Below are 15,493 nucleotides of genomic sequence, written 5' to 3'. Positions count from 1 at the left end.
CCTTATTGGCCTGCCGCGCGCAGGCCGGTATAATATTGGCGAATTCGCGCCCGCAGCAAACCGGACGGATCATCCGGCACCGCGCGAAGCTGTTGTTCGGTGGCCTGATCTAGGGTTTCGCTCTGGGCTTGGCCATCCGCTTGTTGATCGCTGGCCTGATCGGCAGGCTGGCCCTCGCCCGCAGATATAGCCGCATTTTGGGCCTCATCCTTGGCGGCCAATGCCTTGTCGAGGGAGTCTTTCAAATCATCTTGCTGCGTTTTATTTGCCTGTGCATCTTCGGCCCCTTGCCCGCCAGTTGGTTCTGCGCCTGTCGATTGATTTTGTGACGGGTCCTGACCATTTTCGGCCTGTTGGCCGTCTGCGCCGCTTGCATTGTTTGCATCGCTGCCCGTAGAGGGCTGGCCACCCTTGGCATCTTGGCCGTTTTGCCCATTTTCGGGTTTACGTTGATCAGGTTGGGTTTGGCCCTGTTGCCCAGCGCTTTGCTGATTTTCTGAGTTACCCTTATCCTTATCGTCCTTTTCGGGCTGTCCCTGACCATCCTTCGGCTTGGGTTGATCTTGGTTTTTATCACCCGATTGCTTTTGGTCCTGATCCGGTTTTTGCTGGTCTTGCTTTTGCTGTTGCAAAAGCTTTGCCACCAGATCGCGGTTGAACAGCGTATCTGCATCCTTGGGCGCAACGGCCAACGCCTTGTCATAAGCTGCCAACGCCTTTTCAAACTGACCCGCTTTGGCCAAGGCATTGCCCAGATTATAGGCCGCTGCATCGTCTTGACCCGCCGCATAGACCTGCGCCGCGGCGTCAAAATCACCTGCGCGATATAACGCACTTGCCTTGTGATCCGTGTTGGCAAAGGCTGTGGCCGCCGCCTTGAAATCCCCAGCGGCAAAGGCCGCCTGCCCCTGTTGATCCGGGGTTTTCCACAAGTCGGCCCAAGTGTCGGCCCGCGCACCCTGCGGTGCCATCCCCAAACCCATGATCATGAACGGCACTACAAACAACAGCCCGCGACGAAAGGCAAAAGGCGCCAAAAGCAGCGGCAAAAACAGCAGCCAGTAGCCCATGTCATCCCAGCTATCGGTCACCAAATCGACAGGCTTTCCCTGCGCACCCACCTCCGCGCCAGCAGGCAATAGCTTTGCCAAATCGCTGCCATCCGCCGTGACGGTCGAAAACGCTCCGCCACCGGCCTGTGCCAACGCGCGCAACCCAGCCAAATCCAGCTTGGCCGTGATCGTGCTGCCGTCTTGCGCCCTAATGGCATGCCCCTGCGCTGTTTGCAGATCGGCACCATCTGCCGTGCCAACCCCCAAAACACCCAGATCATAGCCCGCAGCCTTGGCCGCCGCCGCCGATTTCAGGCTGGCGGCGGGGTCCAACCCCGTATCATCAGCGAGCACCACAATGCGCCCGCCCACAGCCCCTGCCCGCGACAACACCCCTTGCGCCGCATCAATCGCCAGATCAAGCCGATTGCCCAGCACAGGCATTAACCCTGTCGACAACTCGGGCAGCATTTGGCGGATCACCTCGGCATCCGAGGTCAAGGGTGTGGCCACAAATGGCCGGTCGGCATAGATCACCAAGGCCACATCGCCGCCGGTGGCTTGGTCCAAAATATCGCGCAGCTTATGGCCCGCGCGGGCCATCCGGCTTGGTACCAAATCGGTGCTGTTCATCGATTGTGACAGGCTGAGAACAACCACCGTTGGCTGCACGCCGCCATAGACCGGAACCGGTAGCTTTTGCCACGCTGGTCCCGCCATTGCCAAAACCATACAGCCCAAACCAAGCCCAAGCGCCACAACCCATGCCCGCGCGGCCCGTGGCGGCACCCCTTGGACAGCAAGATGCGGCATCAAATGCGTGTCAACAATGCCAGCCCAACCGCCTCCAGAAATGGCACTCCATTGGTGCCACGCAAAGGCGATCACCATTGCCGCAGGGAAAAACGCCAGCAACCATTCGGGCCGCAGCAAATGAAACGATGTCGGGATCATTGCAAAACCTCCATACGACGGCGTGTGAGTTGGCCAAGCGGTGCATAGGCCAGCGCAAACACAGCTGCCAAAGCCAGCGCAAACCCAAGCGGCCAGAAGAACAGCGACACAGTCGGGTGCAAATACAAGGGCTTGTCCGAAATCGGCTCGACCTTATCAATCTGGCGGTAAATATCGGCCAAGCCGTCAAGGTTGGTCGCCCGAAAATACAGCCCACCTGTGGTTTTCGCGATCTGGGTCAGAGTCGCCTCATCCAAATCTTGCGACGGGTTCACAACCTGTTGGCCAAAGCCGTTGTTCACCACCATTCGGTCCGCACCCACCCCGATGGTATAGATTTTAACCCCCAGCTTTTGCGCCAAATCGGCGGCGGCAAGCGGGGTCATCGCGCCTGCATTGCTGGCACCATCCGTCAGCAACACCAACACGCGTTCGCCATTGGGCCGGTCTTTTAGCCGCTTCACCGCAATCGCAATCGCATCGCCAATCGCAGTTTCCGTTCCCGTCAGGCCAACTTGCGCTTGGTCCAACAAATCGCGTACCACATCGCGGTCAAAGGTCAGCGGCGCTTGCAAATAGGCGCGGTCGGAAAACAATACGAGGCCGATCCGGTCACCCGCCCGGCGTTCAATAAAATCTGCGGCCGTTTGTTTGACCACGCCAAGGCGCGTGCTGACCTGCCCGTTCAAAGCGAAATCTTCGCGGCCCATGCTGCCGGATAGGTCAATCGCCATCATAATGTCACGACCCTCAGCAGGCAGCGGCACGGCCTCGCCCACCATCGCGGGGCGGGCAAGGGCGGCCACCAACAGCACCCAAATCGCAGTGGCGAGCGCCAAGCCCAGCCAGCTTTGCGGCGATTTGCGCCCAGCGCCCGCGCCATTACCCTGCAACTGCCCGAAAAACGGCACCTTCAACGCGCCGAATGCCGATTGTGGGACCGGTTTTAAAGCCCCGCGCAGCAGGAACGGCACAGGCAGCGCCAAAAAGACGAGCGGCCACAGAAAGGTAATCATCAACGCCTCCTGATCCAAATGCCCGCCTCAAGCATCGCGTGGCTTAATAAGGTTTGATCGTCATCCCCCCCAGCGCGGGCATAGGGCGCGTTGCTAAGGTAGGTGGCAACGGCGGGGGAAAGCCCGCCGCGCCCTTGGGTCAAAGCATCGGCCCAGCTTGGCCCGCTTAATGTGGCCAGAGGGCCTGCTGCGGCATCGGTTAGCCAGACCCGCCGCAACAAAACCGCCAAATCGCGGGCGGTATCAGACGCTGCTGCCGTTCCAAGCTGTGCTTTTAACGCCGCCAACTCTCGCATCGCGGCAAAACGCACGGACCTGCGGCGGCGCAATTCGAATACTGAAACGCTGATCGCCAAGACGATCATAACAGTAATCAGCCCCCACCATCCCGGCGCAAGCGGCCACCACTCCACAGGCGCGGGCAGGCGAATATCGTGCAGCTTGGCCAGCTCGGCCTGAACCTCAGGAGACAGCGGTGTCATGCGGCGCTCCTTTTTGTCGGGCCCGCCGACCGCATGGGCTGCAACAGCTGCTTCGGGTCATCAGGCGTCGCAATACGGTGCAAAACCATACCGCTTTTGCGCGCAAGGGTTTCCAAACCGGCTTGGCGCCTTGCAAAATTATCGGCATGGCTGGCGATGTCAGCGCGGCCCATTTGGCCCAGACTTAGCACGGCGGCCCCATCGCTGAGGCGCCCCCCTTTTGGCGGCAAATGCTGTTCCATCGGGTCATGCACCGAAATCATCGTAATATGGGCGCGATGCGCCAGCCGCCGCAGCCCTGTCTCAACCTGCTGTCCAAAATCGGCAAAATCGCTGATGATAAAGGCCAGCGTTCCGGGCCTGCACGCATGGCGCAAATTGCGTAATGCCCCCGGCAGCGCAACCTCTTGGCCCGCAGTATGATCAACCCGTGTAGCATCAGAGGCGGCATGTAAAAACGTCAACATCGCCGTGCGCGTCCGTGCTGCCGGAAATTCCAGCAAGCCTCCGCGCGTCAGGATAAAGCCACCAATGCGGTCGCCCCCATCCAGCCCGACCCAAGCAAGCATTGCCGCAATCTCGGCCGCCAAATGCGCCTTGAACCGAACCTTGGTGCCAAACTGCATCGTGCCGCGCAGGTCCAGCAGCACATAGACGGGGCGTTCGCGTTCCTCATGGAACAGCTTGGTGTGCACCGCACCGCTGCGCGCGGTCAGCCGCCAGTCGATCGCGGGAATATCATCGCCGGGCTGATAGGCCCGCGATTCCGCATATTCCATGCCGCGCCCATGAAAAACCGACCGGTTCGCCTCCCCACATATGCGTGCTGACCCGCCCCCCCGGCGCAAAACCGGTCATATTGCGATTGGGGCGTGCGTGGATCAACGCGGTAGGGCTGATTTCAATTCCGCGACGGTATATGTGTTCTGCGGCCATGGCATCCCCCTTTCAGCTTACCGGAACTAGGGTGATCAATTCATCAATCAGCCCGTCTTTGGTCACACCATCGGCCTCGGCCTCAAAGGTTAGGATCAGACGGTGGCGCAACACATCATGCAGCACTGCCTGCACATCCAGCGGCGCGGCAAAGCTGGCACCGCGCATCCAGGCATGAACGCGGGTACAACGGTCCAGCGCGATCGTGCCGCGCGGACTGGCACCATAGGCGATTTTACCCAGCAGCGCCGCACCCAAAGGCGTCGTGCCACGAGTCGCGAAAATCAGTTGCAGCATGTAATCTTCAAGCGCCTCGGAAACATGCACCGACATCGCCTCGCGGCGCGCGGCCATAATCCCGTCTTCGGTCACATGCACTGAGACTGGGGCCGCCTCGCCCAATGCCTCGCCCCGCACCAAGCGCAAAATCAGCTTTTCCGCGGCGGGATCGGGATAGCCAATGCGCAGATGCATCAAAAACCGGTCGAGCTGCGCCTCGGGCAACGGGTAGGTGCCTTCTTGCTCAATCGGGTTTTGGGTGGCCATAACCATAAACAATTTCGGCAAAGGATAGGTCGTGCCGCCCACGGTGATCTGGCGTTCGGCCATCGCCTCTAACAGCGCCGATTGCACTTTGGCAGGGGCGCGGTTGATTTCATCGGCAAGGATCAGGCTGTGGAACAGCGGACCGCGCTGAAAGGTAAACGTCCCGTGTTCAGGCCTGTAAACCTCGGTTCCGGTCAAATCGCCAGGCAGCAGATCGGGCGTAAATTGAATGCGCTTTTCATCGCAGGCAATCGCCTGTGACAGCGTTGCAATCGCCTTGGTCTTTGCCAAACCAGGCGCGCCTTCAACAAGCACATGCCCATCCGCAAACAGCACAAGCAACAGACGGTCGACAAACGCGGTCTGACCCACGATCACAGAATTCAAATAACCCCGCAGGTCAGAAACCACAGGGTTAGCGGGGGCGGCGGTAGGCGGATTGGGTTGAATGTTCATTGCATCCTCGTCGATATCAGGGGCGATTGGCGGGTGTCAGACCTCTGCACGGGGTTCAACCTGGGGGGACGTTGTGGGGTTATGCCGCTTGGGACGGTATATTCGCCTTGTGCCCGTGCAGAGGATGGCTCTCACAGCCCGAACATCAGGGCCGTGTGAGATGGCTTTTTATTCGATGTTGCCCTGCGCGGGGATCGCATCAATGCCGAAATTACGCACGACGACCGAGTCCTCAATCGATTTCAGGGCAAGGTTGGCCGCAAAATACTCTTGGCCTTCCAGCAAATCGGTCGCCTGTTTCAGCTTGTCCAAGCTGCCTTGCTCTGGCAGCAAAGCGGCGGAAATATTCAGATCAACCGAGGCCACACGCAGCACTTCAATCGCCTTGTCTTTTTCGCCCGAGGTCATCAACCCTTTCGCCTCTTTCAAAGCCTTTTCGCTTTCTTGCGTCGGCTTGAACGTATCTGTCAGCGCCATCGACATATCAAACGGCAGGAATGCTTTGGCCGCATCGGCCTTATCTGAATCAGCAACCAACAGGGCCTTTAGATCGGTTTCGCCTGCGCTCAGGGCTTTGGTCGCGTCGGCGACATTGGCTTTGGCCTCGTCAATCTTGTTGTCAAACAAGGCCATACGGGCCGCGCGCACATGCGTAACCGTCGAAAGCGCCTCGTCCGCTGTCTTCAACAGCTCTTTTTGCGTGGCATAGGCGGCAGTGGGCGCCTTGGCATCCGTGCCTGCGGCATAGGCTGCAAAGCTGCCAAAGGAGCTGGTCGCCACAAGGCCTGCAAGTGCTGCGGCGATGAATTTATTCGAGGCTTTCATGGAAGTAATCCTTTCCAAAGTGGGGTTCGATGAAAAGATTATGCAGGTTAAACTTGTCCGCTGTTTTGTGTGAAGTTTACATTTTTGACAATTTCCGAAACCGCCGGAAACGTCAGAATAACCCGTAGGCCAGGCCGGTTGTCGGCCAATTGAACAGCAATGCCATGCCGCAAACAGATCGCCTTTACCAAGGCCAACCCAAGACCGCTACCCCCCGCTGTACGGCTGCTATCCAACCGGTAAAACGGATCGAACACCTTTGTCCGTTCCGCCTCGGGTATCCCCGGCCCTCGATCAGAAATCTCAACCACCACGGCTGCGCCCTGCCCTTGCAGGCGTATCACAATCTCATTTCCCGCCGCGCCGTGGCTCATCGCATTTTGCAGCAGGTTCACGATCATCTGCCGCAGCATTCGCGCATCGCCCAGCACCTCCGGCACCGAATGATTTGGGGGCTGACTTGGGGCAAAAACCACCAAACTCTGCCCGCGCTCTTCGGCCATTGGCACAAAGGTCTCGGCCAGATCCTCTAGCATCGGCAACAGTGCAAACGGCTCAAAACCGCTGTCTTGCCGCGCCGATTCAATGCGCGAAATGCGCAGAATCGTCTCGAAAATGCTGTTCAGATGGTCAAGCTCGGCTTCAGTTTCCTCAATCTCATCGCGGGGATTTTGGCCCTTGTCGATCAATAACAACGCGGCCTGCAATGACAAAGACGCGCGCGACAAAGGCGTTTTCAGATCATGTGCAATCGCCGCTGCCGTCGATTTCGTGGTCGCCATCAGCTCGGTCAGCCGTGTCAAATGGGCATTCACCTGCGTCGAAATGCGGTCAATCTGATCATCTTCGCGCGACACAGCCACCCGCGCGCTGACATCGCCACCGGCCACCCGGTCCAGCGTGTTTTCCAACGCCATCAGCTTGCGTAAACTTTTCCGGCTGGCAAGATAGCCGATCAACAAAATGGCCCCGCCCGAAATCACACCCGCAATCAGCAAGGCAATAATCAAGCGGTGTTCGGTCGTGGTGATCATCGTCATGTCATGCCCGACAATCAGCACGACCTCGCCCAGCAAGGTTGCATGCGCGTAATAGGGCAAAGGCCGGTCGGTGCCCGTCAAACGCAGATCCGCCTGCTGAAACCCGTCAAAATCCGGCGCGCGATAGATATTACCGGCCAGTTTTATCCCATCCAGCCCGAAAACGCCGATAGCGCGCTGTGACAAAGCAACCGGATTGTTGATCTCGGCAATCGTGCGGATCAATGCGGCCTTGCCACCTTTGTCGTAAATCTCGCGCAGCATCACCTGCTCGGATATCACCTGCCGCTGAATTTCGCTTTCCAAGGTTTGCTGCACAAAGATGAACGCCGCAACGGCCGTCAGAACCAACGTCGCCAAAACCGCCGCCGCAGCATGAACCGCTGTGCGAAAGGCCGCACCCGAAAAGACGTTAGCGTGGTCCATGCAGCGTGTACCCAGTGTTGCGCACCGTATGGATCAGCGCCACATCAAACGGCTTGTCAATCTTGGCGCGCAACCTGCTGACATGGGTTTCAACCACGGTCGAGTTTGGCTCGAAATTGAAATCCCAAACCCGTTCCAACAACATAGTGCGCGTCACCACCCGCCCCGCATTGCGCATCAAAATTTCCAGCAACGCGAATTCTTTGGATTGCAGTTCGATCCCTTTGCCTTGGCGGGTTGCCATACGGCCCAGCAGGTCCAGTTGCAGATCATGCACCTCTAGCGATGTTGCCTCTACCGCGCCTGTGCGCCGCCGCGACAATGCCGAAATTCGCGCTAGCAACTCGGAAAAGTGAAAGGGTTTTGTTAGATAATCATCAGCTCCGGCGTTAAAGCCTGCCAATTTATCATCTACATCGGCCAGCGCGGTCAGCAAGATCACCGGCATCTCATTTTTGGCCGCGCGCAGCGCCTTTAGCACCGACACCCCATCCATCCCAGGCATCATCCGGTCTAATATCGCAAGGTCACAGGTGTTGTACAAACAATAGCTTAGCGCGTCACGACCATCGGCCACGCAATCCACGCTATGACCTGCCTCTTGCAAGCCATTTGCCACAAACTTGGCAACCTTTTCATCGTCTTCCGCCAGAATGATCTTCATGCGATCTTTGCTTTTGGTATCCTGCAGAGGTTGCCAATCGGGTATCTATCAACGGATAAATTCGTCCCTTAGTCAGTTTACCACCCCAGCCGAAATCTTCACCTTACAAATTCGTAAACTTCGCGAAAGGACGTAGCTGTTGGGGTCGCGTAAAAGAACAGCAGAGCAGTCAAGGAACAGGCCGATGAAACCGCCCCACGCATCCGCAAAAAACAGTCTTGTTTTACAAGGCGGCGCATTGGTCGCGCATCAAGCTGGTGCCTATTCGGCGCTGTCCAACTTAACCTTAGGTCTGGGCGACGCCGTCCATGACTACCTTGCATAAGGCCGCCAAAATGCACACACGCCACGCCCTCATCACCCGCCTGTTTCACGCCAGCCTGGCGATTGCTGTTGTGGTGCAGCTGGGATCAAGCCAGTTCATGACCGATCATAATGGTGGCAATACGCTATTTTGGGTGCATCAATACGCAGGCCTTGTGGCCTTTGCATTGGTGCTTGGGTTTTGGGCTGTCGCCATTATGCGCAAGCGCGGTACGCCGCTTGGCGAATTGCTGCCATGGTTTTCGGCCCCCGCACGCCGCGCTGTGTGGGCCGATCTTAAACTGCACATCATCGCGTTGAAAAACCGTAAGATCCCCGCCGCACAAGAGCCTGCCCCCCTTGCTTCGGCGGTACACGGGCTTGGGCTTTTGCTGATCACAGGCATGACGATAACGGGCAGCTATTACTATTTTTTCAACACAGGCGTCGATCACGAAGGCGGACTGGTTGGCCTTGCCATGAACGCGCACCGTTTACTGGCAAATCTGGCGTGGGCCTATCTGATCGCCCACGCAGGCCTTGCCGTTGTTAATCACATCGCTGGCGCAATATCGCTGCGCACAATGTGGTCATTCAAAGCGGGTGAAAAATGAGAATTAAGGAGAAGGCCTGCATCGCTACGGGGCCCGCCACCGGCAGCGGCCTTGCCATTGCAAAACGTTATATCGCCTATCTCTTTGCCGGTTTTCGCAGCAACGCCCTGACGGGGCCATCCGTGGTCGCAAGCCTCGGCTGGTTTATGAACTAGGATAAAGCAATGCGTTCCTTGGTCGTCGCGTATTTCCAAACCAGCACCGCCGCCAACACAGCCAGAGAGGCGCTTTTGACCGCACCTTCGGCCTATTTGCCCGATGTGGCCGATGCGGTGATCGTGACAGCCAACAGCTATGGCGCGTTTCGTTTGGAACAGTTTGTTAACCTGTGGACGACAAAGCGCACCGCCGTGCCGCTGGTGCAAATCGTCCAAGATACGCTATTCCTTCAACCCTTACTCGGGGTGATGGAGCCAGCCACCGCCAACCCGTTGCGCGATGCGTTTGATGATTTTGGCATCAGCCCGACCTTTACCTCTGATATGCAAAACAACCTTGCCCAAGACAGCGCGGCATTGATCGTGTTCCCTCATTCAAAAAGCACAGCTTTTGTCGTTGATATCTTGGCAAAATTTTCTCCATCCCTTAGTCAAACCCCTGTCGATACACTGTTTGACGCAAATCTTTCGGCCGCATTCGAGGCGGCCCATCATGCGATCAGATTACAGCACGGCGCGTTAATAGGGGCTTAACAATGAAGAAACTGAAAAACCTGCTGCTCGTCGGTGTTGGGCTGGGCATTGGGGTCGGCCTCTATTTCTATTGGCAATATACCGATGCGCACCCCGCGTCGGATGATAGCTATTTGCAAGCGGGCATTCTGGCCATAGCACCGCAAGTTGGCGGGGCTGTTGCAACCGTCAACGTGGTCGAAAACCAAAAGGTTCAGCGCGGCGACATCTTGTTCACGATTGATACCGTCGCCTTGCAGGCCGCACAGCAGGCCGCAACGGCCCAGCTTGATCAGGCAAAACAGCAGGAAATCGCTTCAGCCGCCAATATCATCGCCGCCACTGCGCAATTGGTAAGCGCCACTGCCGCCCAAACCGAGGCCCAGCGCGATTTTGATCGCCAAGCGCCTTTGGCCAAAGCCGGCACCATTTCCAGCGCCACGATGGATCAGGCCCGCTCGGCTTTGGATGCGGCGAATGCAGGCGTGCAATCTGCCAAAGCCGCGATTGATGTGGCCCGCGCCCAGCACGGCGGTGATGGCAAGCGAAATGCCGGTGTACGCGCTGCCGAGGCCAACCTGACGCTGGCCAACACAAACTTGGCCTATGCCACAGTCACAGCACCAACATCGGGTTGGGTCAGCAATATTGACCTGCGGGTCGGGCAAATTCTAGCCTTTGGGCAGTCGCAATTCTCTATTGTCGCCGATGATGGCTGGTGGATTGAGGCGAATTTCAAGGAAACCGACCTGACCCGCATCCGCCCCGGTATGCCCGCATCAATCAGCGTGGATATGTACCCTTCGGTCACGTTGAATGGAACCGTGGGCAGCATCGGCGCGGGCTCTGGCGCGTCATTTTCCTTACTGCCCGCGCAGAATGCTACGGGCAACTGGGTCAAGGTCACGCAGCGCTTTCCCGTACGCATTGACCTGCTGGATGCGCCCAACGACCCCGCGCTGCAATTGCGCGTTGGTGCTAGCACCACCGTCACTATTGATACCACCAAGGGCACAAAGTGACCGCCGCCAACCCTACGGCTCCCGACCCTGCGGCGACCAGCGCCGAGGCCGCCAGCCCTGTGCGGTGGGCGGTGGTCTTGGCGGTCGTGCTGACGGCGGTCCTAGAGGTGCTGGACAGTACCATCGTCAACGTCGCCTTGCCGCACATGAAGGCGGCATTCGGCATCACCACAACCCAAACCACATGGATTTTGACCAGCTATATCGTAGCCTCGGTTGTCGTCATGCCGCTGACCGGTTTTTTCGTGCGCCGTTTTGGCCGCCGCCGTCTTATCACCACCGCGATCACCGGCTTTGCGGTTTTTTCCGCGCTGTGCGGGCTGTCGTGGAGCGTCGAAGTCATCGTATTTTGCCGCATCGGCCAAGGTGTCTTTGGCGCGTTCCTGATTCCGCTGTCACAGTCCATCCTGTTCGACAGCTTTCCCAAGGAAAAACGCGGCGAGGCAATGGCGCTGTTCGGGCTTGGTGTGATCGTCGCCCCCATCCTTGGCCCCACCATAGGCGCGATTTTAACCGAGGCGTTTTCTTGGAGGGCGGTGTTTTACGTCAACATGCCCATCGCGCTATTTGCCTTGCTGATGATTTCGGGCGAGCTGAAAAAGGAAGACCCCAAACCCGTCACCATTGATTGGGTGGGCCTGACGCTGATGATCGCAACCGTTGCGGCGCTGCAACTGATGCTGGATGTGGGCGAGGTCGAGGATTGGTTCGCCTCTCATCTGATCCAAGTCGCATTTTTGGTGTTTCTGGTGTGTGGCGTGGTGTTTGTGCTGCGCGGCCGCCGCATCGCCCATAACATCATCGATTTTTCGCTGTTCCGCGATCGCAGCTTTAGCGCGGCCAATGCTGCTATGCTGGGCTTTGGTTTGGCCATGTTCGGCACAATTTCGATATTGCCGATTTTCGTCCAAGGGTTGCTTGGCTTTGGCGTGCTGGATGCGGGCTATTTGTTCATGCCGCGCGGCTTGGCGGCGGGGGTGTCAATGGTGCTAACCGGTGCCGTGCTGCTAAAATTTTTCGACCCACGCATCCTTGTGGCCATCGGGCTTATGCTTACGGGGCTTGGCAATATCGCACTTGGCTGGGTCAACCTGAACGCCAGCTTTTGGCAACTGGCGCTGCCGGGGGTGTTGTCTGGCGTCGGTATGGGGCTGTTTTTTGTGCCAATGTCTACGGTGGCCTTTCAAAACATCGGCCAGGATCGTCAGGATGAGGCATCAGGTATCTACGGCGTTGTCCGCTCGCTCGGGTCATCCGTGGGGATTGCGATTGTGGGCTGGCAGGTCGCTAACCGGATTCAGTTTCACTGGACCGCCCTTGCCGAACATATAACCCCGTACAGCGCAAACACACTTGCCTATCTTGCGCCCTTGGGCCTGCGCCCCGACAGCGCAGCTGGTGCCTATTATGTGACCCAACAAATCGCCGCACAGGCCCAAATGCTGGCGTTTCAAGATGTTTTCTTGCTGACAGGCTGGGCAGCTTTCGCCATGCTTCCGGTAGTCTTGTTAATGCAGCGCCCGCAAAAGGGGCACAAAGCCGCCCCCGCCCATTAACCACCCGCCCCCCTTACCCCGCGCGAGGATCGAATGCCGCTTAAGATTTTGCTTGCCGAAGATGACAAACAAACAGCCGAGTTTATCCGCAAAGGGCTGATGCAGGCGGGACATAGCGTCGAGGCAGTGCATGACGGGCGCGATGCCTTGTCGTTTTGCCTCTATAACCCCTGCGACATCGTTATCTTGGACAGGATGATGCCAGGGATGGATGGGATGTCGGTCCTAAAGGCACTGCGCGCGGCAGGGCGTAAAATGCCGGTGATCTTTCTGACTGCCCGTGCCTCGGTCGAGGATCGGGTCGAAGGGCTACACGCCGGCGCCGATGATTACCTTGTCAAACCGTTTCAGTTTTCTGAACTGGATGCCCGTGTGGTTGCCCTGTCACGCCGCCCCGCCACCAGCCATGACGAAACCAAACTGACCGTGCATGATCTGGAATTGGATCTGATCACCCACAGCGCCCATCGCGCGGGCCAAAAGATCACCCTACAGGCCAAGGAATACGCCTTGCTAGAGGTGCTGATGCGCGCGCCGGGGCGGATTATGACCCGCACAATGCTACTGGAAAAGGTGTGGGATTTCAGCTTTGATCCGCAAACCACCGTAGTCGAAACCCATATGAGCCGCCTGCGTGCCAAAGTCGACAAACCCTTTGATATCGCCTTGATCCAAACCGTGCGCAACGCAGGCTATATGATCAGTGACCCAAGTTAGGCAGGCAGGATGCGCATGGTAAAAACCAACTCCTCGGCGGTTTCGCGCATTGGCAAAATGATGATGGCGTTAACCGTCGTGATCTTGGCGATCAGCGGCTATGCAATTTTTGTCAGCTCGGAACGGGTGATGCGGGCAGAATTGCAATCGGTGAACACAACCGACTTGGAAAGCCTAAGCGAGCTTTATGAAAGCTTCGGTCTGCATGGGCTAACCGACACCGTTACTGTGACGGCCTCAACCCCACTGGGGGTGCGGCAAATCATCGGGCTGTTTACCTTGGACGGCACATTCATTGCCGGCGATTTACAGACTGAACCCCCGGTTGACCAAATCGAAAACATCCGGCTGGCCCATACGCAGGGCGCGCCCGAAACCGTCTATGTCAGCAAACGCAAGCTGTTCCCCGATGCTGTGCTTTATGTCGGGCGGCCCAGCAAAATTATCAGCAGCACATTGGAAAACCTTGGCGTCATCATGCCAATCACGGCAGGCGTTATTCTGCTGATGATGGTTTTTACAGGGGCTTTTGCCGCCCGTATTTTAAGCCGACTCATGGATAGAATCCAAACCACCCTCGCCGCCTTTGGCGCGGGTGAAACGACGCGCCGCATTCCCTTAGGCCCCGATTTCGACGACAGGTTTCATGACATCAGCGTTAGCATCAATGACAATCTGAACCGCATAGAATCCGCAACCCAGACGCTTGAAAATACCACCATCGCGATCGCCCATGATTTGCGCACCCCTCTCACCCGCGCCTCGCTTGCGCTGCAAGCCTTTCAGGCCAACGCACAGCTGACCGAGGCCGAAACCGATCAGCTTGATCTGGCAACCGGCCAAATGGCGAAACTAAGTCAAACCTTTGATACCATTCTGCGCATTTCCAATATTGGCGCGCACAAAGGCGGCGCAGCCTTTGCCACATTTGATCTGAATGATCTGGTTCAGGATATCGCCGAAAGTTATGCGCCCGTACTAGAGGATGCGGGATTCGCGCTTATCGCAGACCGCATGCCGCCTGTGCCCATTCACGCCGATAAAAATATGCTGGGCCAATTGATCGTAAACCTGCTGGCCAACATCATGCGCTATTGCCCAATAGGCAGCACAGCCCATATTGATGTGTCGGATGAAGACGGCCCCCGCTTGTGCATTCGAGACAACGGCCCTGGTGTGCCGGACACAGCTACTGAGCGTATTTTCCAGCCATTTCAACGACTTGACGTCAGTCGCTCGACCGAAGGTACAGGCCTTGGTCTTGCCATGGTAATGGCGATAGCCAAGCACCACGGCGGGTCAATTATAGCTAAAAACCTAAACCCCGGCCTTTCCGTAACCATCTGTTTTCAAAAGACTGTTTAAATCGTTTTTGCCGCGCGTCGCTTTTTTCCAGCTTACCTAAATGTAAATCTCGGGCAAAGCAGACGACGACTCCAATGGGTAATTTCATTTTACAGGATGTGACCTGAAACCCATTACTCAAAGGACGATCAAAATGAAAACCTCAACCCACACTTCGATGCTTGCTATGACAGCTTTGTCTTTGTCCTTGTTGGCCGTACCAACATTCGCAAACACCGCCTCGGTAACAGAAATGCAGAACATTCTGACCGGCGAATTGTCTTCGGTTGGCATTGCACATGTCGATTACAGCAAGCTGACCTATTCGCAAATTTCCAGCCTGTCTGGCATCTTTGATACAAACGGCAAGCCAGACGATCAGAAAGCTGCCGCCGAGGCGATCATCAACGCCAAAGCCCGCGATATGACACTGGCCAAATCCACCGGTGATTTCCCCGAGGCCAAAGAACTGGCGACGATTGTAAACCAAGATCTGGCCTCGGTGGGCATTAAGGGCGTAAAAACTGGGGCTCTCAGCTTGGAAACCACCCAAGAGCTGGCTGGCGTGTTCTCAAGCAATGGTACTTCAAGTGATCAAAAAACCGCCGCAATGGCTATTCTTGATAAAGCCCCGCGTGAGGCCGTTATGATGAAATCGATCAAGGATTTCCCAGCCGCTGGCGAATTGGAAAACATCGTGGTGAATGATCTGAATTCGATCGGCATCAAACTTACCAACCCAGAAAAACTATCCCTCGAAAAGCTTGAGCAGATCTCGGGAGTCTTCAACGGGAACCACAACAGTGACGACCGCGCCGCCAAAGTTAAAGAGGTGCTGGCCAACTAAAACGCGGCGTAAGTTGTACGGA

The 15,493-nt window shown here is 57.0% G+C and carries 17 protein-coding genes; 9 read left to right on the top strand and 8 right to left on the bottom strand.

Annotation, left to right across the window (positions count from 1 at the left end; genetic code table 11):
* Positions 1-2 precede the first annotated feature (2 nt).
* The 8 genes from ACEN2J_RS14260 to ACEN2J_RS14225 all read right to left on the bottom strand — a co-directional run bounded on the left by ACEN2J_RS14260 (position 3) and on the right by ACEN2J_RS14225 (position 8,397).
* Positions 3-2,006, bottom strand: a complete 2,004-nt coding sequence (locus ACEN2J_RS14260) for a VWA domain-containing protein (protein WP_442106771.1) — start codon at positions 2,004-2,006, stop codon at positions 3-5.
* Entirely contained in the window at positions 2,003-3,022 is a 1,020-nt protein-coding gene (locus ACEN2J_RS14255; protein WP_442106770.1) for a vWA domain-containing protein, read from the bottom strand. The genes ACEN2J_RS14260 and ACEN2J_RS14255 overlap by 4 nt, the downstream gene beginning before the upstream one ends.
* Entirely contained in the window at positions 3,022-3,504 is a 483-nt protein-coding gene (locus tag ACEN2J_RS14250; protein ID WP_442106769.1) for a DUF4381 domain-containing protein, read from the bottom strand. Before ACEN2J_RS14250 ends, ACEN2J_RS14255 begins: the two co-directional genes overlap by 1 nt.
* Positions 3,501-4,283 carry a DUF58 domain-containing protein gene (locus ACEN2J_RS14245; protein ID WP_442106768.1) on the bottom strand — a complete coding sequence of 261 codons (783 nt, stop codon included), beginning with the start codon at positions 4,281-4,283 and terminating at the stop codon, positions 3,501-3,503. Before ACEN2J_RS14245 ends, ACEN2J_RS14250 begins: the two co-directional genes overlap by 4 nt.
* Before the next feature lie 169 nt (positions 4,284-4,452).
* Complete coding sequence (locus ACEN2J_RS14240; RefSeq protein ID WP_442106767.1) at positions 4,453-5,442, bottom strand: AAA family ATPase; 990 nt, start codon at positions 5,440-5,442, stop codon at positions 4,453-4,455.
* 168 nt (positions 5,443-5,610) lie between these two features.
* Positions 5,611-6,267, bottom strand: a complete 657-nt coding sequence (locus ACEN2J_RS14235) for a YfdX family protein (RefSeq protein ID WP_442106766.1) — start codon at positions 6,265-6,267, stop codon at positions 5,611-5,613.
* A 47-nt stretch (positions 6,268-6,314) separates the two neighbouring features.
* Positions 6,315-7,733, bottom strand: a complete 1,419-nt coding sequence (locus ACEN2J_RS14230; protein WP_442106765.1) for a sensor histidine kinase — start codon at positions 7,731-7,733, stop codon at positions 6,315-6,317.
* Positions 7,720-8,397 (bottom strand): response regulator, encoded by a 678-nt coding sequence (locus ACEN2J_RS14225; RefSeq protein WP_442106764.1) that lies wholly within the window; start codon positions 8,395-8,397, stop codon positions 7,720-7,722. Before ACEN2J_RS14225 ends, ACEN2J_RS14230 begins: the two co-directional genes overlap by 14 nt.
* 184 nt (positions 8,398-8,581) lie before the next feature.
* On the opposite strand from ACEN2J_RS14225, the gene ACEN2J_RS14220 reads away from it, so the two are divergent.
* From ACEN2J_RS14220 to ACEN2J_RS14180, 9 genes are all read left to right on the top strand, one after another.
* Positions 8,582-8,722: a hypothetical protein gene (locus tag ACEN2J_RS14220; protein WP_442106763.1), complete on the top strand. Its 141-nt coding sequence runs from the start codon at positions 8,582-8,584 to the stop codon at positions 8,720-8,722.
* 10 nt (positions 8,723-8,732) lie between these two features.
* On the top strand, positions 8,733-9,314 hold the full coding sequence (locus ACEN2J_RS14215; RefSeq protein WP_442106762.1) for a cytochrome b/b6 domain-containing protein: 582 nt from the start codon (positions 8,733-8,735) through the stop codon (positions 9,312-9,314).
* The gene (locus ACEN2J_RS14210; protein ID WP_442106761.1) at positions 9,311-9,469 is read left to right on the top strand and encodes a hypothetical protein; all 159 of its coding nucleotides are present in this window, start codon (positions 9,311-9,313) and stop codon (positions 9,467-9,469) included. The genes ACEN2J_RS14215 and ACEN2J_RS14210 overlap by 4 nt, the downstream gene beginning before the upstream one ends.
* Before the next feature lie 9 nt (positions 9,470-9,478).
* A complete protein-coding gene (locus tag ACEN2J_RS14205) occupies positions 9,479-10,006 on the top strand; it encodes a DUF1269 domain-containing protein (RefSeq protein WP_442106760.1) in 528 nt (175 codons plus the stop codon).
* 2 nt (positions 10,007-10,008) lie between these two features.
* On the top strand, positions 10,009-11,007 hold the full coding sequence (locus ACEN2J_RS14200; RefSeq protein ID WP_442106759.1) for an HlyD family secretion protein: 999 nt from the start codon (positions 10,009-10,011) through the stop codon (positions 11,005-11,007).
* Positions 11,004-12,563: a DHA2 family efflux MFS transporter permease subunit gene (locus ACEN2J_RS14195; RefSeq protein WP_442106758.1), complete on the top strand. Its 1,560-nt coding sequence runs from the start codon at positions 11,004-11,006 to the stop codon at positions 12,561-12,563. Before ACEN2J_RS14200 ends, ACEN2J_RS14195 begins: the two co-directional genes overlap by 4 nt.
* Positions 12,564-12,596: 33 nt before the next feature.
* Entirely contained in the window at positions 12,597-13,280 is a 684-nt protein-coding gene (locus ACEN2J_RS14190) for a response regulator (RefSeq protein ID WP_442106757.1), read from the top strand.
* A 15-nt stretch (positions 13,281-13,295) separates the two neighbouring features.
* Positions 13,296-14,645 (top strand): sensor histidine kinase, encoded by a 1,350-nt coding sequence (locus ACEN2J_RS14185; RefSeq protein WP_442106756.1) that lies wholly within the window; start codon positions 13,296-13,298, stop codon positions 14,643-14,645.
* 133 nt (positions 14,646-14,778) lie between these two features.
* A complete protein-coding gene (locus ACEN2J_RS14180; RefSeq protein ID WP_442106755.1) occupies positions 14,779-15,471 on the top strand; it encodes a hypothetical protein in 693 nt (230 codons plus the stop codon).
* Positions 15,472-15,493 lie beyond the last annotated feature (22 nt).

The sequence above is a fragment of the Pseudorhodobacter sp. W20_MBD10_FR17 genome, from assembly GCF_052119765.1.
Classification (GTDB): domain Bacteria; phylum Pseudomonadota; class Alphaproteobacteria; order Rhodobacterales; family Rhodobacteraceae; genus Pseudorhodobacter.
This window is presented reverse-complemented; position numbering and strand designations above follow the sequence as displayed.